The organism is Paraburkholderia sp. EB58, assembly GCF_050436665.1.
GTDB lineage: Bacteria > Pseudomonadota > Gammaproteobacteria > Burkholderiales > Burkholderiaceae > Paraburkholderia.
The window spans coordinates 40534-62823 of record NZ_JBNDMQ010000041.1; the positions used below are offsets into that span (position 1 = coordinate 40534).

Below are 22290 nucleotides of genomic sequence, written 5' to 3' on the forward strand. Positions count from 1 at the left end.
GGCACGCTTGGTTTAGAGAACGGGCGCCATGGTATCGCATTCGATGCCTGGCGACATTGGTTCGCTAGCACTAATGTGCAAAAAACGCTACGGGGTCTCTATTTCGTTGTATTTCGGCGGCTTACACAATCGACAGGTTTGGGTGTACTCAATAATCGATGTGCCGAGCAATCCGTTAAAACGTGTACGTCAGCGCGAGTGTGTCCGTATTCTGCTGAACGCGCCGCGTAATCGGGCTGGACGCGGAGTTTCCATAGAGGCGAGCGAATTTCATCTCGACGGTGGCGATCAATGATTTGGTGATCAAATAATCCGCTTCCACCGTGACGTAGCCCGTTGCCGCGCCGGAATGCGCGTCGTAGACAGGCAAACCGGAAGCTGCGCTCTGGCTCGGGGTTACGCCGAAAAACGTTTGCTGGTAGGTCCCGTTCGTCCACGTGACGCCCGGCCCCGCAGTCAGATAAAGCTTTTTGCCGACCGGCAGCGTGACGGTGGCATTCGTATCCACCACCAGCCCTTCACGGTTCCCGGCTATATCCTGGGCCGCTGAGGTCGAGAACGTGAATGCCGATTGTGCGTATGTGAGGAAAGCCTTGGCACGTGGCGTGGCCGGTACATTTTGCAGCCCACGCAGCCGCGTGTCGTCACCGGTCTCGCGCTCGGTGAAGTCGTATTGAAGCGCGAGGCCCGCACTCCAGTTCGCGTTGTTGACGAAATACACCCCGAAAAGCATGTCTTCTTTGGCGAAGAAGCGATTCTTGTATTCGATGTCGAACGCCGGAAAGGGTTTCAGCCGCATGAAGTTCGCGCCCGGATACGCGGGTTCCCATTGCGCTTCCGCTCCGAGGGTCACTGTCCAGTCCGGCGCCGGCGCGGCGTTGGCGGCGTTGGTCTGGGCCTGTTGCGCAAAGGACGCGACGGGCGCCAGCAAGCCGGCAAGCGCCATCAGGCCGGCGCCGAGTTGGGGTGACGAAAGCATATTGCCAGTTCGGAGAGGAGGAAGGTACCTGAGGCGGGACAGTGCGGTTTAACGCTTTGGTCCTCTGTTTTAAGCCTCGTTATGTAGCCCAGAAGATTCAGGGCGCGCGTGATTATGAGGGATGCGGAGCAAACCTGCACGCCTTGTCAAAAGCAAAGCGCTGTGCGGATGAGGGGTGCGGCGAGGGATTTGATCGTTGACGCGCGCTTCGGCTGGCGGCGTGTGTCGGGCCGCGCGCGACACGCGCGGCCCGTGTAGTTCAAGCGCAGGCGCTTTGAACCGTGGCTTAGAACTGGTGACGCAGGCCGACCGTCACGGCAACCTGGGTTCCCGTCGACGAAGGCGACAGCGTGTTGATCGTTGCGTCGCCGAGAATTGAGCCGGCGCCTGCACCATGCACGTGTTCATACACGCCTTCCAGGTAGACGTCGGTCCGCTTGCTCAGCGTGTAGTCGGTCTGCAGCGTCACCTCGTTCCATTCCGGCGATGCGCTGGCGCCGCCGTTGCTGTACGAGCCATCCGTGAACGTGTATGCACCGGCGAGGCTCAGGCTCGGCGTCAGCGAGTAACGCGCATTCACTTCATAGTTGTCGAGCCGCAGGCCTCCGCCCAGGTTTACGTAACCGTCGCCGCCGGCAAATACGCTCGACATGTTGTCGATCTGCGAATGGGTCCACAGCAAGCCCACAGTAGCCGGACCGAACGTGTAGTTGCCGCCGGTGCCCCAGATGCGCTGGCGCTGCGCGACGAAGTCGGCGCTGCCGTCATCGAGCGCCACGGCGCCGTTCGGGTTCGTGCTGCTCACGCCGCCGCCGGCGTTGTTGAGCTGGAGGTAGCCCGCAGCCAGGTTGAACGGACCGTGCGCATACGTTGCGCCAAATCCATAAGCGCGGTTGTTCGAAAAGCCGCCCGCGTTGTTGCTGAACGCGTACATGCCTTCAACCGTGAAGCCGCCGTAGGTGTTGCTGGTGTACTTCACCGCGTTGTTGATGCTCATCGAGTCCGCAGCGAGGTTATCGTTGTTGAACGGATGCGCAGAGAGGTTGCCGCCGTAGGTGGTGCCGGCCGAGGAGATCGGGCCGAGCACGTCGTTGACGGTGTCGAACTGACGGCCGAGCAGCAAGGTGCCGAACTGATCCGTCTGCAGCCCGACGTAGGCTTGCTCGCCGAACGCGTCGCCTGCGTTGAAGAGGCTGCCGTTGTTCAGGTTGAAACCATTTTCCAGTTTGAAGATGGCGTGCAAGCCGCCGCCCAGGTCTTCCGAACCCTTCAGGCCATAGACGGTATTTTCCGTGGCAGCGCTGGTTTCTTGCCAGCTGTTATGACCACCCTGGTTATTCGCAAACACGAGACCCGTATCGATAACGCCATACAGGGTGACGCTGCTTTGCGCATGCGCGGACAACGCAAATACGCCTGACAGTGCGACTGCCAGCAAAGACTTCTTCATGCTTTTGGCTCCATGATGTAGCGGGGACTGCGAGAGTAAATCGCCCTAAACGGCCATGCGGTCGTACGTCCCGTCAATGCAGGTCGTAGCGCCGTGCCGTGATATCCAGCGTGGTCTGATCAATGAGAACCGCGATGCTACGGGTTCCGAGATAAAAAGGTTATATAAAGTGACGTCGCTAATCGCGCCAAAAACGGCAGGTTAGCGAGCCCATTTACGTCGCTGGAACAACAATCTGTTCTCTTTCAATACGCTAGTCAGCGCGCAGGCCCACTCCTAGAATCGCTTCCTCAGCCTCTTCGTCTCCTTGGTGGACGAATTGCCCTCAAGACGCCAGCAAAGTTGACGATGACGACAGTTCCTCCGCTTAAGCAGCGCTATAGCGCAACCGCAATGGGCCTTCATTGGCTAATTGCGTTGATGATCGTGGCCGGCTTTTATCTCGGCTGGATCATGACGGATATCCCCGGTTTCACGCCCACCAAGCTCAAGTACTTTTCGTGGCACAAGTGGATCGGCGTGACCGTGTTCGCGCTCGCCGTGATTCGCCTCGCCTGGCGCCTGACGCACCGCGCCCCGGAAATGCCGCTGGGCATGGCGCCTCTGCAAAAGCTCGCGGCGGAAGGCGCGCATGTGATGCTGTACGCACTGATGCTCGTGATTCCAATCTCGGGCTACCTGTACAGCTCGGCAGCCGGCATTCAGGTGGTTTATCTCGGCATCGTGCCGTTGCCGACGCTAATCCGACCTGACACCGCGCTGAAGGCCATGCTGAGAATCGTCCACATCTGGTTGAACTACACCTTGCTCGCACTGGTGACCGTTCACGTGCTGGCGGCGCTGAAGCATCACTTCATCGACCGTGACGGTTTGCTGGCACGCATGATCCCTTTTCTCAAGTAGCCTCACGCTCAAGGCAGATATGAAAACTCCTTTACTTCGCTGGATCCTGGCCGCGACGACGGTGGCCTCGCTGTTCCTCGGCGCAGCGCATGCGCAGGTCGATACGTCGAAAAGCACGGTGACCGCCACTTCGAAGCAAATGAACGTGCCCGTCGACGGGACGTTCAAGAAGTTCGCGGCGCAGCTCAGCTTCGATCCGGCCAAGCCGGCCGCGGGCAGCGCCAAGCTGAGCATCGACACCGCGAGCTACGACCTCGGCGACGAAAGTTACAACGCGCAGGTGCGCGGCAAGGAATGGTTCGATGCCGCGCAGTATCCGAATGCGACGTTCGTATCGAGCGCAATTGCGCCGGCGGGCGGCAATCAGTTCAAGGTCAGCGGCACGCTGACCATCAAGGGCAAGTCCGAAAACGTCACGGTGCCGGTCACCGTCGCCCAACAAGGTTCGACTCAAAGCTTTGACGGCGCATTGCCGATCAAACGCAGCCAGTTCGATATCGGCACGGGCGAATGGAAGGACACCTCAGTAGTAGCCGACGAGGTCGTGATCAAGTTTCATATCGTGGCAGCCAAGAAATAAGCCGCACAACCACCTGGAGAATTACTTTGAAAAAGCAACTTTTGGCTGTAGCAGTCGCCGCCCTCGCAGCAGGCGCATCGTTTGGCGCAATGGCCGCTGAAACGACTTATAACCTCGACCCGATGCACACCTCGCCGAGCTTCGAAGCCGACCACTTCGGTGGCGTTTCGACCTGGCGCGGCAAGTTCACGAAAGCCACCGGTACGGTGACGATCGATCGTGAAGCGAAGACGGGTTCGCTGGAAGCGACCATCGACATGACGTCGGTGGATATCGGCAACGATACGCTGGATACGGAGTTGAAGAGCCCGAAATTCTTCGACGCCTCGCAGTTCCCGACCGCTGTCTATAAGGGCACGTCGATGAAGTTCAAGGGCGACGTGCCGGTCGAAGTGATCGGCGAGTTGACCATGCACGGTGTGACGAAGCCGCTGAACCTGAAGATCGAGTCGTTCAAGTGCTTCCAGAACCCGATGCTCAAGCGCGAAGTGTGCGGCACGGAATCGACGGCGACGTTCGACCGTTCGGACTTCGGCGTCGACTTCGGCAAGACGTATGGCTTCAAGATGGCAACCGTCCTGCACATTCAGGCGGAAGGCGTGAAGCAGTAAGAAAGGATTGGCCCGTTGCTACGAGATGGCAGGTTTGCTTGAATGAGTGACGCCCCGGCTCTAGACGAGCCGGGGCGTTTTCATTTGGGCGCTTGGCGGCGTCCTTGTGCGGATGTGCGTGACGACGCCGCACTGCGAGGCAAGCCGCGCGTCTTCTGGTTAAGCCTTGCTGCCGCCAGACGGCTTGCCATCATGCGGACCCATCGGACGCGCCGGCCAATCGACCCAGCGGTCCGGGCGCGTGGCTTCGTGGGCCTCGTTCATCGGATAGCGAATCCGGTTTTCCTGCTTGTCGGTTTCTCCGACCACCAGCAGTCGCACCTCGTGATCCGTGTTGTTGATGAAGGTATGGCAAATGCCGGTGCCCGCCGGAAACGCGACCGAATCACCGGGCTTCAACGGATGCAGATGGCCGTCGATCCACACGTCCGGCGTGCCCTCGATCACAAACACGAATTCTTCTTCCGCGCTCTCCGCATGCGGGTACGAGGTCCGGCGGCCTGGCGGCAGGCGGCTGTGGTGAATGCCGAGGCGTGTGATGCCCAGCTTTCTGGCGAGCCGCGCGCCGATGCCCATCAGTTCGGTACTGCCTTTGTAGTGGGCGTCGTCCGGATTTTCCAGTTCGGTCCAGTGGCGGATGAACTCGGGTCGTTCCATCAAAGTCTCCTTGTATTGGCATTCCTTGCGGGTCCGCCGTGCGCTGTGCTAGCGGGTGAGCGCACGCAGACGGTCAAGCAGCGCATCGATTTCCGTATCGGTGGTCAGATAGCTGACGGATGCACGAGCAATCGCGGTGAGACCCCGGGCATTCATATCGAGCGGCGTGTAGGCAACGCCGTTGCTGCCGATCGTCACGCCCTGCGCGGCTAGCGCACGTTGCACCGCGCCTGCCTCGTGGCCCGCTACGTTGAACGATACCAACCCCGAACGTTCGCGGCCCTGATCGAGTACGGTCACGCCGTCGATCTGTGCAAGTTCGGCGCGCAGGGTCTGCGCAATGCCGTCGATGCGCGCACGAATGTTGTCGACTCCGATGCCCAGCGCCTCCTGCAGCGCATTGGCCAGTCCGCAGCGCAGCGCCGGCGCCAGTTCCGACGGTTCGAGGCGCGTTGCGTCGTCGCGCAGGACGGGCTCGCCGTCTGCATCGAGCGGTGCCGAATGGATGTCGACGAACGCCGGCGTGAGCCGCGGCAGAAAATCCTGGCGCACATACAGCAGCCCCGTGCCGCGTGGACCGCGTAATGCCTTGCGGCCGACGCTGGTCAGCACATCGCAGCCGACTTGCGTCACGTCGATGGGCAACTGTCCGACGCTTTGCGCGGCATCGATGAAGTAGGCAATGCCGTGGCGGCGCGCAACCTGTCCGATGGCCGCTGCCGGGTTGATGAGGCCACCGTTGGCCGGCATCCAGGTCAGCGCGATCAGGCGGACCCGCTCGTCGAGCATCGCCTCCAGCGCTTGCGGATCGACTGCGCCGCTGTCGTCGGAAGGAATCGTTTCGATCGATGCGCCCGCCCGTTGTGCCGTCAGGCGCATGGTCGCGAGATTGCCGCCCCATTCGTGGCGCGCAACGAGGATTCGGTCGCCCGGGTGCCATGCGCCCAGCGCGGCGAACGCGGCGCCCCAGGCCGGCGAGTTGCCCGTCGTCACGGCGATCTCCGACGGCTGCGCGTTGAGCAGTCGAGCGGCCAGCGTGCGGGCCTGTTCCGTTTCCTCGCGCGCCGCCACGCCCGCTTCCATGGGGCCCATGGTTGCTTCGCGCCAGAGATGGGCGCGCATCGCTTCCAGCGTGGCGTCTGACGGCAGCGACGAACCGGCGTGGTTGAAGTGTGTGGTGTGCTGCGCGCCGGGCGTCTGGGCGCGCAGCGCTTGCACGGCGGCATCGGTAAGAGGGGCTGGCATGGCGAGGGGGCTCCACTGAATAGGGTGTCATGCTACCCGTTGTTGCCGCACAGCGCGTGTTTTGAGGTGGCGGGTAATCTGATTATCATGTGTGTCTCCGCCAGACATTCCCGTCAGGCGCACCATCACGGCGGCCTTCAGGCGCTGCCGGTAGCGATGTCACTTATGAACTCTACCCCCGATGCTGTTCCGCGCCCCGCCATGCGTCCTCTGATGCCGATTGAAGCGCGCGTGCTCGGTGTGCTGGTCGAAAAGCAGCACACGGTGCCGGACACCTACCCGCTTTCGCTCAACTCGTTGACCTCGGGCTGCAACCAGAAGACGGCGCGCGCGCCGGTGATGAACGTCACCGAGGCCGAAGTGCTCACCGCTATCGATGGCATGAAGCGCCTCAGTCTGGTGCTGGAAGGCAGCAGCAGCCGTGTGCCGCGCTTCGAGCACAACCTGAATCGCGTGTTGGGCGTGCCCAGCCAGTCAGCCGCGTTGCTCACCGTGTTGATCCTGCGCGGCCCGCAGACCGCTGCGGAATTGCGCCTGAATACGTCGCGCCTGCATGACTTCGCCGATATCTCATCAGTCGAAGTGTTTCTGGATGAACTGGCTGCGAACGAACCGCCGCGCGTGGTGAAGCTGCCGCGCACGCCAGGCGAGCGCGAAAATCGCTGGATGCATCTGCTGTGCGGCGAAGTCAGCGTGAGCGAAGAGTTTTCGCGCGGGGTTGCTGAAGACTCGGCACCCTCTGCAGAGGTCGGGGCGCTCGCTGCGGAAGTGAAGCGCCAGGGCGAGGAGCTGGTGCGCCTTCAGACGCTGGTCGAACATATGGCAGCTGAGTTGGGTATCAGCCTCGACAAGTTTGAGCGCGAGCCGTAAGGCGTATTTATTGGCAACCTGGTATTGGCAATTCAGTCGCCGGGAAAGTCCGCGAACGGATTACCCGTGTCCTTCGTTTCGGTGCTCAGGTTGTATTCGGTGCGCACGGCCTTGAGCACCGCGGCGATGTCGCGCTCGAAACCGGCGCCGTTGCCGAAGTGCTTCATGTCCCAGTTGCAGCCGGTTGCATCGGGCTCCTGAAGCTGCGGCCGGGGCACGCGAATCTTCACGCCGTCTTCGACGACTTCGTGAAGGCGATGGAGCCGCCGGTTGACCTCCTGCTGTAGCTGCGATGCGTTGAGCGTTTTGCGAATCATCAAAGTCTCCTTCGTATTGCCAATGCGAGTGTAACGTGTGTGGCACTGCGGCCCGCCGTGCATGCTACGCTCCGGGAAAATCCAACCAGATAAACCATGCGCTCAATATCGTCTCGTTGTTTTCTCGGGGTTGCGTTCGTTGCTGTAGCAATTCTAAGCGCTTGGACCGGTGAGGACGGCGCCCAGGCATCGACGGGGACGTCCGGCAGTTCCAGCAGTAGTAGTTCTGGCAACACCAGCACGGTCGTGATTTCGGGTTCGACCAACGTGACGATCGCAGCCGGCCGCAATTTGCCGGCGTCGCCGGTCTGGGTCGTCTACTATGGCGCGGCTGCGCAAACCAATATTGATGAGCTCGCCTCGAGCTTCAACGTAATCGTTATCGAGGCCGATCCAGATACGGACACTCCTAACTTCACGCCCGCGCAGATCACCGCTTTGAAGGCGCATGGGGCGAAAGTGCTCAGTTACCTGAATGTCGGCGCCTGCGAGACTTGGCGCACCTATTGGACGACGGTGCCTGCCGGCTTCGTCTCCTGCGGTGCGAATCGCGCGGCGCAACTGGGCCGGTACAGCGGCTACTCCAACGAGTACTGGATGAACGTAGGCAATGCGGCCTATCAGAACCTGATCGTCAACTACGTCGCGCCGCAGCTCGCCTCGACCGGCGTCGACGGGTTCATGCTCGACAACTTCGAAATTGTCGGGCACGGCTCGAATGCCGACGAAGGTCCGTGCGACGCGAAGTGCGCGCAGGGCGGACTTGATCTGGTCGCGCAGTTGCGCACTAAATTTCCGAACGCGTCGATTGTCCTGAACGCTGCGCCTACCTCGGTCATCAGCGGTTCAAGTGGAGGAATCTCGTTCCCGATGCTCGTGGACGGCGACTTTGCCGAACAGGTGTTTCTGCCCTCGCTCGACGGCTCACTGCTGCAAACGCTGCAGGCGTGGAAGCGTACCGAGGCGCGATTGTCGCGCAACACGTTCTTCACGGGATCGCTCGACTACGTGCATAGCTGCTCGGCGACATCGAATGCGCAAAGCGGTTGGAATGCCAGCGTTGCTGCGGGGCTGAGTCCGTCGATTGCGACCTCGGCGCTCGACCGGGTGTGCCGGTGGACGTTCTTGCCGGCGGTGGTGTCGAACTGAGCGAGCGGAGTGTCGAAACGATCGATTGCAGCGCTCTTTGATCTTCGGCGCAGTCAATGAACCTGCGGCACCAGTTCAAGCTGATGCACCGTTGTCCCCGGCAAGAACGGCGTTGCATCGCCATGCACCCACGCTTCATGTCCCGCCACAAAGTACGGCGACAACGGGTGACCGGATTGGCCGCCCGGCATTTCGAAGATTCCGTCCTGTTCGCGACCCGGTGATACGACTATCCGTTCGGACGCGCCGAACGAAGGCGCCTGCACGCGTGGCATGTTGAAGTCGCCTGGCAGGGGATCGTGCGGCGCACCGAGCCAGGCGCGCACCCACGGCAGCCACGTCGGCACGATCCGCGCGAACGGATGTTCGATCGCTGCGCGATTGCGATCGCCCCAGCGCGCATCTTCAAGTTTCACGCCGGGCGGTAACTGCTTGATTGCATGGTCGATCCGGTCGAGCATGAACGCGCGCCAGTCGGCGATGCCGTCCGGCACCCATGCGTGATGGGCGGCAAGCGCTTCCATCACCGCTTCATAGCGCGAGCTCGCGCTGCGAAAGCTGAGCGGTGGGGTGTCCGAACCTTTGCCGAAACTCGTTGCGAGGTCCGTGTCGAGCTTGCCGAACCAGGCGTCGTACAGCGAGAAGTAGAAGGCGCGCACAAGGCGGTAGCCGACCGCGTCCGTATCGGCGCGGCCGTTCCATGCGAGCACGAGGCGCTGGAATTCGGCGCGCTGCGGGTGATCGCGCAACGCGTCCGCATCGAGCGCTGACAAAGCAAGGCGGCGCCAGGTTTCGATCCACAATGCGCGGTCGTCAGTCTGAATGGCGAGCATGTCATGCTCATTGCCGCGCGGCAGCGCAAGCAGGTCGTCGCGGATCTGGGAGGCACGCGCGCCGACGTCAGCGCCGGCATCGCCGACCAGCGCCGCTTCGGAAGGCGGCAATGTGTGGTTGTTCGCCGTCCACAAGCGCCCAAGCGGTGGATTGATTCGCGACGGGTACGCATCCGGCGTGAGGTAACCTTGCCAGCCTTGATAGGATGCCGAATCGAAGGGGAGGTCGTTGAACGTGTTGCCCGACGTACCTGCGGCGTTACTCCAGCGTGGCAGAGGTCCGGCTAGCGTCCAGCCGATCTTGCCGTGCGAATCGGCCACCATGAAGTTCTGCGTTGGAATCCCGCTCGTTTGCGCTATGTGCAACGCGTCTTCGACGCTCGTGCTTTCTTCGAGCCGCTGCAGGTTGACGTTGACCGCCTGTGGATCGTGTGCGACCCAGCGCAGCGCATACGTGTGCGAGCCGACGACAATCTCCGGGCCCCATTGCGTGTCCACGACGGGCAGATCGACCGGCGCGCCGCCCTTGACGTCAATGCGTTCGTGATGGACGGTCGCACGTTGCCAGCCGCCACCGGGAACCCGGTATTGCAGCGGATCGGCAGGACTGCGTTGCAGTTCGATCAGGTCGATGAAGTGCCCGTAGCTATTGGTGAATCCCCAAGCGACCTGGCCATTGCTGCCGGCGACGATGCTAGGCCCACCGGGCAGGCTGACGCCGGTAATGCGCCGAGGCTTTCCGTCCGCTCCCGGCCATGTCAGCGAAAGCCGGTACCAGATATTGGGCAGCGAGAGGCCGAGGTGCATGTCGCTTGCGAGGAGCGCGCCACCGTGCGCGCTATGTGCGGCGTCGACTGCCCAGCCGTTGCTGCCGATCATCGCGTTGTCGGGCATCGGGCTGCTGTCTGCCAGCGCGGTTCCGGGCAGCGCGATGCTCGCGGACTTCGACGCGTGCAACCAGTCGGGACGTGTGGCGGGTGGTGTTGCGAGTTCCACAGCGGGAGGTGTCGCGAGATCGAACGGTGCGTCCCAGTGACTCGCGTTGGGTAGCAGGAACGCGAACAGATCGGCGGGAACACGCTCGCGTAGCGCCGCGCGCGAGAGGATCCGGCTGACCTCCTGGGACTGAAGGTCGAAGTACATGGCGTAGATGACGAGCACCGTGTCCTCGGGGCGCCACGCCGCGGGGTGCGTGCGCAAGACCCAGTACTCGAATGGACGCGAAGCCAGCGAGGACAGTCCGTCATTCACGCCGGCCGTATAACGCTCGATGAGCAACCGCTGGTCCGCGGGCATGGCGTTGAGCACAATCTCGGCGCGTGCGCGGAATCGATCTGGGCGGTTGCGGCGATCGAGCTTGAGCGCGGACGGACCGATCAGCGCGGACATTTCGCCTGCCGCGACGCGCCGCAACAGATCCATCTGGAAGAAGCGGTCCTGCGCGTGGACGAAGCCGGTGGCGTACGCGACGTCCGCTCGCGTGCTGCCGTGCAGGGTAGGTACGCCCAGCGCGTCGCGTTCAATCGTGACCGCGGCGGAGAGCGTGTGGACGGTGTGCTTGCCGTCGAGTTGCGGGAGGCTGGCGCGCAATGTCATCCAGATCGCAAGTACGATGGCGGCGAGGATAACGGCGAGTGCATAGCACGAGCGGATCAACCAGTTTGGGCGCGGTCGTCGAGAGGAAGGGTTCGGGCGAATCATCGCTGATGACGAAGGTCGTTGTCGCAGCCTGGCGTGGCATGCCATGTCGGCGAGATGGCGTATGACCATAGCACGGGCGCGTGGTGGTAGATTAACCGTTCCACGTCTCGCCGATCCATGTGGCTCGCTATGTCATTCCAGAACTATTGGCTGTTTCTGCCCGCCTGCTTCGCCATCAACATGGCGCTCGGCCCGAACAATGTGCTTTCCATTTCCAACGGAGCGCGCAATGGCGTGCGTTGTGCCGTTCTGGTGGCGTTCGGGCGCCTACTTGCATTCGCGGTCATGATCGCGATCGCGGGCTTGGGGCTCGGAGCCTTGCTGCTCGCGTCGGGGACGCTCTTCACGGCGTTGAAATTCGGTGGCGCGGCATATCTTGTCTGGATCGGTATCAAACTCTTTCGCTCTGGCCCGACGCTGCTCGCACGTCCATCCGAAGAGTCTGGGGACGGCCGCGCGTCGTACAACTTGCGCCAGCTAACGAAACAGGAATTCATCGTGGCCGCCGGAAATCCAAAGGCGATTCTGGTTTTCACCGCGTTTTTCCCGCAGTTTGTCGACCGATCCGCATATGCAACCAGTTTCACCGTGCTTGGTGCGACGTTTCTCGTGCTTGAGCTGGTTGCCATTTCGGTCTACGCCGTCATCGGAGCTCGCCTGGGAACCTTGGTCAGTAGTTCACGAGGACTTCGCTGGTTTAACCGCGTGAGTGGTTCGACGATGATCGGGTTTGGCCTGCTCCTGGCGTTCTTGCGGCGTCCAGCGACCTGATCTCCCATTCACAGAAAAATCCGGTATCCGGCTACGGTCCTGAAACCCGAGCTGCGCAACACTGCGGCTTTCAATTTATATCCGGGTAGAAATTAGGGGGTGACTTCGATGGTTGACCGCTGGCTGTCGACGCCCACCCGCAAAGGGTAAACACCCACAACATTTCGCCGCGACGGAAAGCAGCCAGAAGGCGTCCGCTTTTTATACTCCGGGCAAGCGTTGCATCAGACGACCCGTCGCTATCGGGCGGGTTGCATCGCAACAGCAACCATCTTGCATGGGATCGGAGACACCCTGATATGTCCTCATTCGCCCGTTTCGTGGCGCCTGCCTTCACCGCCTGCGCGATCCTGCTGTGGACGCCGCATGCCGACGCGGAGAAGCTGACGCTGATGACGGGCGGCGTCACGAAGATCATCTATCTGCCGGTCACGCTGGCATCGCGACTGGGCTACTTCCGCGATGAGGGGCTGGACGTCGAAATCCTCTCGGAACCCGCCGGTGTCGACACCGCGACCGAGTTGATCGCGGGTGCCGTACAAGGCGCGGTGGGTTTCTACGACCATACGATCGATCTGCAGAACCGGGGCCTGGAAGTCGAATCCGTCGTCGTTCTGGGGCAGGCCGCAGGGCTCGTCGAGCTAGCGTCGACCAGGGTCGCAACGCCGATGCGAACGATGGCGGACGCTCGTGGGCGAAGACTTGGCGTGACAGGGTTCGGCGCTTCCACGTATTTCCTGAGCCGCTATCTTGCACAGCAAGCGGGGCTGGCCGCCAACACCTACACGGTTGTGCCGATGGGCCCCGACAACGGCTTCGTCGACGCCATGACGAACGGATCGATTGACGCCGGCATGGTCGAGGAGCCCGCCGCATCTCGGCTGCTGGCTGCGAACGCTGCGCATGTCCTCGTGGACATGCGCAGCATCGAGGGCACGCGTACCGCGCTTGGCGGCCCTTATGCCGGTGCGTGTCTTTATGCGCAGCGCAAGTGGGTCGCCGCTCACCCGGACGAAACCCGGCGCCTCGTGCGCGCCGTTGCGCGCGCACTCGCCTTCATTTCGACGCACAGCGCCAGCGACATCATGGCCGTGTTGCCGAAGAACTTTGTTGGGGAGAACGAAGCGCTCTACCGGCAGGCTCTTGCTGCAACGATTCCCGCTTTTTCGCGCGACGGCCGGATGCCTGACGGCGCACCGCAGACGGTACTGGGCGTGCTCGCGGCGGTCGATTCGTCGATCGAGCCGCGCCACGTCGATCTGGCGCGGACCTACACCAACAGGTTTGCCGATGAGGCCAACGTTGTTCCGGGCCACTGACGAGCGACGTTGCACAGGCACACGCGCCGTACAGGCGACAGGATTCAATCAAGAAAGGGGACACGAACCATGAAGGCCATCCGCATCGAGCAATACGGCGGACCAGAAGTACTGCAGCGGGTTGACATAGGCGTTCCATCGCCAGGTCCCGACGACGTGCTGGTCCGCGTGGGTTGCGCCGGCATCAACTTCATGGACATCCATACGCGGCAGGGCAAATACAAGGAGTCGCGCACCTATCCGGTACGGCTGCCCTGCACGCTTGGGATGGAAGGAGCTGGCGAGGTCGTCGAAGTAGGCACGAACGTGGCCTCGTTGAAGCGTGGTGATCGCGTCGCGTGGTGCATCTCGTGGGGGGGATATGCCGAGTACGCGGTGGTGCCGGCGTCGCGCGTCGCACGCATTCCCGCAGAGATTCCATTTGACCTCGCGGCAGCGGCGATTTTTCAGGGATCGACCGCGCACTATCTGCTCGAGGATGTCGCCCATCTTGGCGCCGGCAGCACGTGCCTCGTACATGCCGCGTCGGGTGGCATCGGGCAGTTGCTGGTCCAGCTCGCCAAACGTCGTGGCGTGACCGTCTATGCCACCACAAGCAGCGAGGCGAAGGCTGAAGTTGCGCGTGCACACGGCGCCGATCACGTGATGCTGTATGACGAGGGCCGTTTCGCCGACCGCGTGCGCGAGGCGACCAATGGACGCGGCGTCGACGTGGTTTTCGATGCAGTCGGGCGCGCCACCTTGCGAGACAGTTTCCGGGCCACCTGCACGCGCGGTCTGGTCGTGAATTACGGTTCGGTGTCCGGATCGTTGAACGACCTCGATCCGATCGAGCTCGGCGAGGCGGGGTCGCTGTTTCTCACGCGTCCACGTCTTGCCGATCATCTCGCGGATGCCGCAACCGTGCAGCGTCGTGCCGACGAAATCTTCGCTGCCTTGCAGGACGGCACGTTGAAGATCGAGATTAGCGGCCGCTACACGCTCGACAACGTCGAAGCCGCGCACGAAGCGCTCGAGTCACGTCGTCAATTGGGCAAACCCGTGATGATGATCGGCTGATCCGTCACGTTTCCATCGTTTACGAAGCCGTACCCGGTGGCCTCGATGGCTGCTGAGGACGTGTTCGTCCTTCACTATCGAGGTCATCATGACATCTTCAACCGCAGCAAACGAAACGGCGGCTGTCAGCACGCCGGGCGCTCCGAGGGAGTCACGCGCCCGCTCGGTATTCCGCGTGGTCAGCGGCAACTTCCTCGAGATGTACGACTTCACCGTATACGGATACTACGCGGCCGCCATTGCGGCCACGTTCTTCCCGACCGGTAACGAATTCGCCTCGCTCATGCTTGCGCTGTCTGTATTTGGCGCGGGCTTTTTGATGCGTCCGGTGGGGGCACTCGTGCTGGGCGCATACATCGACCATCACGGTCGTCGCAAAGGCCTGCTTCTGTCGCTGACGTTGATGGCGATCGGCACCGCGTGCGTGGCGTTCGTACCGGGCTACGCGTCGATCGGTCTGCTCGCACCCGCCGTCGTGCTGTTTGGGCGTCTGCTGCAGGGATTTTCCGCAGGGGTCGAACTGGGCGGCGTTTCCGTCTATCTGTCTGAGATCGCGACCAAAGGCAATCGCGGCTTTTATTGTTCGTGGCAGTCCGCGAGCCAGCAGGTGGCGGTGGTGTTTGCGGCGTCGCTCGGCGTGTTGTTGAACCGCGTCATCCCGGCGTCGGAGATGAACGCGTGGGGTTGGCGCATTCCGTTCATCGTCGGTTGTCTGATCGTGCCGTTCCTGTTCTACGTGCGCCGCTCGCTTCAGGAGACCGAGGAATTTGCCGCACGCCGCCATCATCCGGGCATGGCCGAGATTGCCAAATCGATGGTGCAGCATGCGCGGCTGATTCTCGCCGGTATGGGGCTCGTTATCATGACGACAGCATCGTTCTATCTGATCACCGCGTACACGCCGACATTCGGCAAGGTCGTGCTGAAGCTCACCTCGCTGGATGCGCTGCTGGTCACGGTCTGCGTGGGCGTGTCGAACTTCATCTGGCTGCCGATTGCAGGTGCCGTGTCCGATCGCATAGGCCGCCGTCCTGTGTTGATCGCCTGTACCGTCCTCGCGATTCTCACCGCGTATCCGGTCATGCAATGGATGGTTGTGCAACCGTCGTTCGGGCGTTTGCTGCTGGTTGAGCTGTGGCTCTCGTTGCTCTACGCGTGGTACAACGGCGCGATGGTCGTCGCGCTGACGGAAGTGATGCCGGCGCACGTGCGGACCACCGGTTTTTCGATGGCGTACAGTCTCGCCACCGTGATCGGCGGATTTACGCCGGCGATCTCCACCTGGCTGATTCATACTACGGGTGATAAGGCCTCGCCGGGTGCATGGATGTCTTTAGCCGCACTGTGCGGCGTGGCCGCAACGCTGGTCCTGTACCGTTCGACCCAATCGAGGGAGCAGTACCGGACGGCATGAACGCTTTGGGGATAGATGCGATGAGGCTACTGCTCGTCGAAGACAATGATCAGCTCGCGCACTGGCTCGCGAAAATTCTGCGCGACGATGGCTTTATGCTCGATCACGTGAACGACGGCGAAGCGGCCGACGCCGCAGTGCGCACGATGCCCTACGACGTCGTACTGCTCGATCTGAATCTGCCGCATCTGTCGGGTAAAAGCGTATTGCGCCGCATGCGCGAGCGCGGGGACACGACGCCGGTGTTGATCCTGACGGCGACCGGAGCCGTCGACGAAAAAGTAGTGTGTCTCGGCGCGGGCGCGGACGATTACATCGTGAAGCCGTTCGACGCGCGCGAGCTGGTTGCGCGCGTGAAGGTGCTCGCGCGGCGGCAGTCGCCGTCGCGTTCGAACCGGCTGAAATGCGGCAACCTCAGCTACGACATGGACCGCTGCCAGTTTGCGGTTGAAGGGGAGCCGCTGACGCTGACGCCGCGCGAGCACGCGGTGCTCGAGGCATTGATCCTGCGCGCTAAAAAGACCGTCGCGAAGACCATGCTGGCGGATTCGCTGAGCAACGCGGATGCGCCGACGAGCGAAGACGCCATCGAAATCTACGTGTCGCGGCTGCGCAAGAAGCTGGAAAAGAGCACCGCGACCATTATCACGCTGCGTGGCCTCGGCTATCTGCTTGAAGACGGCGCCGATGACGAATAGCCTGCGATTAAGGCTGCTGCTGTGGCTGCTGCTGCCGATGACGGTGTATGTGATCGCGGCGGGACTGATTGCACGCGATAACGCGCAGCGGACGGCGAGTCTGTTGCAGGACGAGGCGTTGCTGTCTTCGGCGCGCGTGATGGCGGGCGATATCCAATGGGAGGGCGGCTATCTGCACGCGGAGATTTCTCCCAGCGCGATTGAAATCCTGAGTTCGCCGTACGGCGACGAGGTCTTTTTTAGCATTCGCGAAGTGGATGGCGCGACGATCGCGGGGACGTCGGACTTCCCGCTACGCGTGCCCGGCGATTCGCCGCTCTGGTATGACGCGACCGTGAGCGGACACCCGATTCGCGCGGTGTCGCTGATTCGCCCGATGTACGACTCGGGCGCGGTCAAACAGGTCGTGGTGTCGGTTGGGCGGACCTTGCAGCAACGCGACGCGACGGCTACCGCGTTGTGGCAGCCGCAGATGCTGCATTTTGCGGGCATTGTGACCATCGCGGTGGTGCTGGTGTGCGTCGGGCTTACCTTCGAACTGCGTCCGTTGATGAGGCTTGCGAAAGATATGCTCGTGCGCGCGCCGAACGTGTCGTTACGGGTGCGGGCCGATCCGTTGCGTAATGAGTTGCGTCCGATCGTCACTGCGTTCAATCAGAGCCTCGATATCATCGAGCGAAAGACTGCCATGCAACGGCGCTTCATTGCGGATGCGGCGCATCAGTTGCGTACGCCGCTTACGCTGCTGGGCACGCAATTGCAGTACGCGCGCCGCCAGGACGATCTCGCGCAAGTGAAAGAGACCTTGGTGGCGATGCATCGCAGCAACCTCTCTCTGGTTGCGTTGACCAACCAGTTGTTGCTGCTCGCGCAGGCGGAAGCCGCGGACTACGCGGACTTTGAAGGTGCGCCCGTCGATCTGCGAGCGGTTGCGACAGGAACCATTGAACAGCTTGCCTTGCTCGCGCAGCGTCGCCGGGTCGAACTGTCCGCTCATCTCAATGAGCCTGCGGAGGTGATGGGCAATGAGCCGCTGCTCTCCGTGCTGTTGTTCAATCTGCTCGACAATGCGATCCGCTATACGCCACGAGGTGGACATGTTGCGCTCAAGCTCGATTCGAGCGGTGAGCGGGTGGTTCTGACTATCACCGATGAAGGGCCGGGCATCAGCCCCGAGCTTCGTGATCGTGTGTTCGAGCCGTTCTTTCGCGCTTCCGGTGAGGAGGGGAGTGGGCTAGGGTTGTCGATTGTGCGAGAAATCGCGCGGGCGCATCTGGCTGAGGTCGCATTGGGCGATGGGTCTGGCGGCCAAGGGCTGACCGTCTCGGTGGTATTTCCGGTTGTGCTGCGATGATGCCTAAGAGGTGACATGCCTCTCTCTGAAGAAACGAGCAGGTAGCGCACCGTGACACCGTCCCTGCGTCGCAACTGAGCCGCAGGGACTTGCCCAGATCAGCCTTCGAAATAACGCGGCCGATCAATATCGGCAATCAGCCCAATCTGCTTCGGCTCCCATCCCAGTAGTTCACGAGTGCGCTGATTCGAAGCCAGGTTGTCCATGCCGGCGAAGTGCGTGAACCAGCCAAAATGGTCCGCCGCCTCTGCGGCGTCCTTGCTGATAACGGGCAAATTCAGGCGCCGGCCGATCACGCTAGCGATGTCCCGGAACGGTACGCCTTCTTCGGCCAGTCCGTGATATCGCGCTCCGGCAACACCCTTCTCAACAGCCAGCCGGAAGACCCTGGCCGCATCGAACCGATGTACCGCTGGCCAGCGATTGAGCCCTTCGCCCACATACGCCGACACGCGCTTTTCACGCGCAAGCCCGATAAGGAGTGGGACGAAGCCATGATCGCCGTCACCATGAACCGAAGGCGGCAGGCGTACCACTGAGACGTTCACACCACGCGCCGCGAGCGAAGCCGCAGCTTCTTCCGACGCGACACGGGGAATTGCGTTAGGACCGGAAGCGGGCACGTCCTCTTCGGTGATGATATTCGCCGAGGAAAGAAGCCCCGTCCCAGACGTGACGACCAGGGGCCGGTCAGAACCGGCGAGCGCCGAGCCGAGCGCTTCGATGGCGTGCCGGTCAATCTCGCAGTTTTCCTTGAACTTCGAGAAGTCGTGGATGAAAGCCGTGTGGATCACGCCGTCGCACGCTTTGGCGCCAGCAGCGAGGCTTTCCGTGTCCAGCAGATCGCCTCGGTGTACTGCAGCTCCGATTCGCGCCAAGGCGTCAGCACCCGCGTCGACGCGCGCCATTCCAAGGACCGAGTGTCCCGCAGCGAGAAGCTCGCGGACAACGGCTTCGCCGACAAATCCTGTGGCTCCCGTTACGAATATACGCATACTGATTTCCTCATGGGTTTAGGAATGGATGAACCCATTCTCTTGCGTACTTGCCAGCAGTAAAAGCCGGGAGCGTATACCGTTATGGGAGTTAACACCCTGCGGAATCAAGCACGGTGCGCAACATAGACCTATAAATTGACAGACCGGAGACAGCATGACGAGTACGGTTGTTGCATCACCCAGGCTAAAAGTCATCCAGCGCAGCACGCTTGCCATGCTGGTGGTCAGCATTGCCATCAGCACCATCGATCGCGCCGCGCTGGCCGTGGCCAATCCCTTGATCCGCCATGATCTGGGACTGTCGATCGCCGAGATGGGGATGCTGCTTTCCGCATTTCTATGGGCTTATGCGTTTTCCCAGTTGCCGATTGGCGCGTTGATCGACCGCTTCGGTCCACGCTGGCTACTCGGTTGCGGACTCGCCGTGTGGTCGAGCGCGCAGTTGCTATGCGGCCTCGTAACCAACACCGCCCAATTCGCCGCAGCACGCGCGCTGCTCGGCATTGGCGAGGCGCCGCAGTTTCCTGCTGCGGCACGCGTCGTCAAGGACTGGTTTGCCGTGCGGGACCGCGGTTCGGCGACTGGCATCTTCATGTGCGCATCGTATCTCGGCACCGGGCTCGCCGCGCCGCTGCTCACTGCCATGATGTTGAGCTTCGGCTGGCGCTGGATGTTTATGACCATGGGTATTCTGGGCCTCGTGATGTCGGCGGTCTGGTTCGCCATCTATCGCAATCCGTCGCAGATCGCGCTTACGGAGGATGAGCACCACTACCTCGGCGTCGGAGAAGCCACTTTAAGCGGCGAGAAGCGTGGGTTGAGTCTCGCGCAATGGCGCAGTCTGTTTCGATCGAGTACGACCTGGGGTTTGGTCATCGGGTATTTCGGCGTGATCTACGTGAACTGGCTTTTCAACACGTGGTTGCCGGGCTACCTGCATATGGCCCGGCATATGAGCCTGGCGCAGGTTGGATGGACGGCCGCCATTCCCTATACATTCGCGGTCTTGGGGGCGCTCGTGGCGGGTTATCTGACCGACTGGCTCGCCCGCAAAGGCATGAGCCTGACCCATAGCCGCAAGGTGCCCGCGTGTATTTTTCTGGTCGCGCAGACGCTGTTCGTCGTGGTTGCGGCGCTCGTGCCAGATAACAACGTTGCCGTGGCCTGCCTGTCCGGTGCGCTCTTTTGCGGCACGGCGGCCACCACGATTGCGTGGGCCATGATCAGTGTGTTCAGCCCGCAGCGCTGCACAGGTTCACTCGGTGCGCTACAGAACTTCGGCGGCTATATGGGTGGTTCGCTCGCGCCGATCGTGACCGGATTGATCGTGCAAAAGACCGGGACCTTTGTGCCGGCGCTATACCTTGGTGCCGGCATGTCGTTGTTCGCGGCGCTTGCGTATCTCGTGCTGATTCGCGGCCCCGTTACCTTGCGCGTGAGCGAGGAGGCGGAGGACAATCCGGAACGCATATCACCGGCTACAACACCGGTGCCACCACACGGTAAATCGTAAATCGCCTATGCCGGACCTGCCGTCGCTTGTTGCGCTGTTGATCGTCGTCTCGCTCTGCCTGTCGCTGCTGATGTTTCAACTGATCACGGGCGTCCCGCCGATGTCGTCAAGCGCAGCGGAGGCGGACGACGTCGTGGTTTATGCTTGCGACGACGAAGACGAACAAACAGGAGTCAAGCATGACCGACAAGCCAGATCCAGCGCCCGACAGCACAGCCGCGCGAGTCGCCTTGTGGCGCGCGCTGCATGTCGAGGCCGACCCGCCGCCGCATGTGCTGGAAGACGAAATCGGCCTTAAGCTGCTCGCCCCGGACGAGGACTGGCGCCGCCGCGGGGATATGGACCCCCAGTTCACCCGTCCCTTCCGCGCCTCCATCGTGGCGCGTGCACGCTTCATCGAGGACCTGGTGGTGGAACAGGCCGGCCGCGGGCTGAGCCAGTATGTCATCCTCGGCGCCGGCCTTGACAGCTTCGCACAGCGGCGGCCGGAGATTGCGTCCCGTCTTAGGGTGTTCGAGGTCGACCAGCCGGTGCCTCAGGCATGGAAGCGTCAACGCCTGATCGAGCTCGGCTTCGGCGTTCCGGACTGGCTGCGGTTCGTTCCGGTCGATTTCGAGGCGGGAGGCAGTTGGCGGGAAGGGCTCGTAACGGCGGGTTTCGATGACAGCAAGCCGGCGATTGTCGTCTCCACGGGCGTCAGCATGTACCTGACCAAGGAGGCGAACGCGGCCACGTTGCGGGAGGTGGCGGCCCTCGCCCCAGGATCGACGCTGGCTATGACTTTCCTGCTCCCGCTGGAGTTGGCAGACCCCGAGGTTCGTCCGGGACTTGAGATGGCGGAGAAAGGGGCGCGAGCAAGCGGAACGCCTTTCATCAGCTTCTTCACCCCGCCGGAGATCCAGTCGCTGGCCCGCGAAGCCGGCTTTAAAGACGCGCGGCACGTCTCGGCGGCGGATCTCACCCGGCGCTACTTTGCGGGCAGGACAGACGGTCTGCGCCCGCCGAGCAATGCGGAGGAACTGCTGGTGGCGAATACATAGCGGCCCTGACTATTCGATGCGGGGGCAACTCCCCCGCGAGGCGGTCATGTAAGGGGTAGTCCCGAGTAGAGAAGAGTCCTAAAGCGGGATAGATTGCTTACTAGAATAAAAGTGTTGTAAAAATCGACCGCTTTGCATGGGACCAGAGTAACGCACTAAAGCGCGAACTCTGGTCGACAGGAGACGCGCGGGACGTGGCAGCCAAAGCCCCGCGCTGGACTAGAGGGAGCCTGACATGGTGCGCACCGATTTGACGGTACTCGCGGGCGTCGGGATTCTGGCGCTAGCTTGCCTGGTTGCCTGCGGCTTCTACGTGTACTGGTGTAGCGACAGCTACCGCAACCGAAAGCAGAGATCGCAGTGGCCAACGAGCGTTCGGCGGGCGATCCAGCGGGATAACCACGCGTCTTCGGAAGTTGATGAAACCATCGGCACGCAATTAAGCCAACGCTGTAAAACTTCGCTGTACCGGCTGATGTTCGGCCACTCTCATGACGAATGCATCGTCTTCCTGATGGCCGCCAGCCGCGCGGCCGCGCAAAAGGAAGCGACGGGCGCGCTGGCCGCTATCCATTGCATCTCCCCCGACGACGTATGTGTCTACAACGTCGCCTCATTCCGCGAGCTGATCGATAGCGGCGTTAGCGAGGATGAGGACCTGCGCCTGTTCGAGGTGGCCTGGGAAGGCTCGAACGTCAGCGCGTGGGCGGAGCACCCGCTTTTCCTAACCGATGACTCTACATTGCTGGGCAAGTGGGCCGAGTTATACGCGGACCTTGCACGGGAGTTGGCTACGAGCGCGATTAATCGTGCGCGAGGGTAGCAATAT

Annotated in this window: 21 protein-coding genes; 14 read left to right on the forward strand and 7 right to left on the reverse strand. The window is 61.9% G+C overall.

Annotated features, from left to right (window positions below):
- Window positions 1-175 precede the first annotated feature (175 nt).
- Both P3T40_RS37845 and P3T40_RS37850 read right to left on the reverse strand, forming a co-directional pair.
- Window positions 176-979, reverse strand: coding sequence for a MipA/OmpV family protein (locus P3T40_RS37845; RefSeq protein ID WP_429272810.1), 804 nt, complete (start codon window positions 977-979; stop codon window positions 176-178).
- A gap of 286 nt (window positions 980-1265) precedes the next feature.
- Window positions 1266-2429: a porin gene (locus P3T40_RS37850; RefSeq protein WP_429272811.1), complete on the reverse strand. Its 1164-nt coding sequence runs from the start codon at window positions 2427-2429 to the stop codon at window positions 1266-1268.
- 348 nt (window positions 2430-2777) lie between these two features.
- On the opposite strand from P3T40_RS37850, the gene P3T40_RS37855 reads away from it, so the two are divergent.
- The 3 genes from P3T40_RS37855 to P3T40_RS37865 are packed head-to-tail and all read left to right on the forward strand — an operon-like array spanning window position 2778 to window position 4523.
- Window positions 2778-3332, forward strand: a complete 555-nt coding sequence (locus P3T40_RS37855) for a cytochrome b (RefSeq protein ID WP_429272812.1) — start codon at window positions 2778-2780, stop codon at window positions 3330-3332.
- Window positions 3333-3351: 19 nt separating this feature from the next.
- Complete coding sequence (locus P3T40_RS37860) at window positions 3352-3912, forward strand: YceI family protein (RefSeq protein ID WP_429272813.1); 561 nt, start codon at window positions 3352-3354, stop codon at window positions 3910-3912.
- Window positions 3913-3938: 26 nt separating this feature from the next.
- Entirely contained in the window at window positions 3939-4523 is a 585-nt protein-coding gene (locus tag P3T40_RS37865) for a YceI family protein (RefSeq protein ID WP_429272814.1), read from the forward strand.
- A 159-nt stretch (window positions 4524-4682) separates the two neighbouring features.
- Here P3T40_RS37865 and P3T40_RS37870 read toward each other — a convergent pair whose 3' ends face one another.
- Together P3T40_RS37870 and P3T40_RS37875 are read right to left on the reverse strand one after the other, a co-directional pair.
- On the reverse strand, window positions 4683-5180 hold the full coding sequence (locus P3T40_RS37870) for a cupin domain-containing protein (RefSeq protein WP_429272815.1): 498 nt from the start codon (window positions 5178-5180) through the stop codon (window positions 4683-4685).
- Window positions 5181-5228: 48 nt separating this feature from the next.
- Entirely contained in the window at window positions 5229-6425 is a 1197-nt protein-coding gene (locus P3T40_RS37875) for an aminotransferase class V-fold PLP-dependent enzyme (RefSeq protein ID WP_429272816.1), read from the reverse strand.
- A 165-nt stretch (window positions 6426-6590) separates the two neighbouring features.
- Between P3T40_RS37875 and P3T40_RS37880 the strand changes: the two genes are divergently transcribed.
- On the forward strand, window positions 6591-7295 hold the full coding sequence (locus tag P3T40_RS37880; RefSeq protein WP_429272817.1) for a YceH family protein: 705 nt from the start codon (window positions 6591-6593) through the stop codon (window positions 7293-7295).
- A 32-nt stretch (window positions 7296-7327) separates the two neighbouring features.
- On the opposite strand, the gene P3T40_RS37885 is transcribed toward P3T40_RS37880, so the two are convergent.
- Window positions 7328-7612, reverse strand: coding sequence for a hypothetical protein (locus P3T40_RS37885; RefSeq protein WP_429272818.1), 285 nt, complete (start codon window positions 7610-7612; stop codon window positions 7328-7330).
- 246 nt (window positions 7613-7858) lie between these two features.
- Here P3T40_RS37885 and P3T40_RS37890 point away from each other — a divergent pair, with 246 nt between their 5' ends.
- Window positions 7859-8761 (forward strand): endo alpha-1,4 polygalactosaminidase, encoded by a 903-nt coding sequence (locus P3T40_RS37890; protein ID WP_429272819.1) that lies wholly within the window; start codon window positions 7859-7861, stop codon window positions 8759-8761.
- 53 nt (window positions 8762-8814) lie between these two features.
- Here the strand turns inward: P3T40_RS37890 and P3T40_RS37895 are convergent, their stop codons facing one another.
- The gene (locus tag P3T40_RS37895; protein ID WP_429272820.1) at window positions 8815-11190 is read right to left on the reverse strand and encodes a penicillin acylase family protein; all 2376 of its coding nucleotides are present in this window, start codon (window positions 11188-11190) and stop codon (window positions 8815-8817) included.
- A 234-nt stretch (window positions 11191-11424) separates the two neighbouring features.
- Here P3T40_RS37895 and P3T40_RS37900 point away from each other — a divergent pair, with 234 nt between their 5' ends.
- From P3T40_RS37900 to P3T40_RS37925, 6 genes are all read left to right on the forward strand, one after another.
- A complete protein-coding gene (locus tag P3T40_RS37900; protein ID WP_429272821.1) occupies window positions 11425-12066 on the forward strand; it encodes a LysE family translocator in 642 nt (213 codons plus the stop codon).
- A gap of 299 nt (window positions 12067-12365) precedes the next feature.
- On the forward strand, window positions 12366-13385 hold the full coding sequence (locus tag P3T40_RS37905) for an ABC transporter substrate-binding protein (protein WP_429272822.1): 1020 nt from the start codon (window positions 12366-12368) through the stop codon (window positions 13383-13385).
- A 69-nt stretch (window positions 13386-13454) separates the two neighbouring features.
- Entirely contained in the window at window positions 13455-14444 is a 990-nt protein-coding gene (locus P3T40_RS37910) for a quinone oxidoreductase family protein (protein ID WP_429272823.1), read from the forward strand.
- An 88-nt stretch (window positions 14445-14532) separates the two neighbouring features.
- A complete protein-coding gene (locus P3T40_RS37915; protein ID WP_429272824.1) occupies window positions 14533-15858 on the forward strand; it encodes an MFS transporter in 1326 nt (441 codons plus the stop codon).
- A gap of 20 nt (window positions 15859-15878) precedes the next feature.
- Window positions 15879-16556, forward strand: coding sequence for a response regulator (locus P3T40_RS37920; protein ID WP_429272825.1), 678 nt, complete (start codon window positions 15879-15881; stop codon window positions 16554-16556).
- Window positions 16546-17910, forward strand: a complete 1365-nt coding sequence (locus P3T40_RS37925; protein ID WP_429272826.1) for a sensor histidine kinase — start codon at window positions 16546-16548, stop codon at window positions 17908-17910. The genes P3T40_RS37920 and P3T40_RS37925 overlap by 11 nt, the downstream gene beginning before the upstream one ends.
- Window positions 17911-18008: 98 nt before the next feature.
- On the opposite strand, the gene P3T40_RS37930 is transcribed toward P3T40_RS37925, so the two are convergent.
- On the reverse strand, window positions 18009-18905 hold the full coding sequence (locus tag P3T40_RS37930) for an SDR family oxidoreductase (RefSeq protein WP_429272827.1): 897 nt from the start codon (window positions 18903-18905) through the stop codon (window positions 18009-18011).
- 157 nt (window positions 18906-19062) lie between these two features.
- On the opposite strand from P3T40_RS37930, the gene P3T40_RS37935 reads away from it, so the two are divergent.
- The 3 genes from P3T40_RS37935 (at window position 19063) to P3T40_RS37945 (ending at window position 22284) form a co-directional block, all read left to right on the forward strand.
- Entirely contained in the window at window positions 19063-20421 is a 1359-nt protein-coding gene (locus P3T40_RS37935; RefSeq protein WP_429272828.1) for an MFS transporter, read from the forward strand.
- Window positions 20422-20600: 179 nt separating this feature from the next.
- Window positions 20601-21461, forward strand: a complete 861-nt coding sequence (locus P3T40_RS37940) for a class I SAM-dependent methyltransferase (RefSeq protein ID WP_429272829.1) — start codon at window positions 20601-20603, stop codon at window positions 21459-21461.
- 235 nt (window positions 21462-21696) lie between these two features.
- The gene (locus P3T40_RS37945; protein ID WP_429272830.1) at window positions 21697-22284 is read left to right on the forward strand and encodes a hypothetical protein; all 588 of its coding nucleotides are present in this window, start codon (window positions 21697-21699) and stop codon (window positions 22282-22284) included.
- Window positions 22285-22290 lie beyond the last annotated feature (6 nt).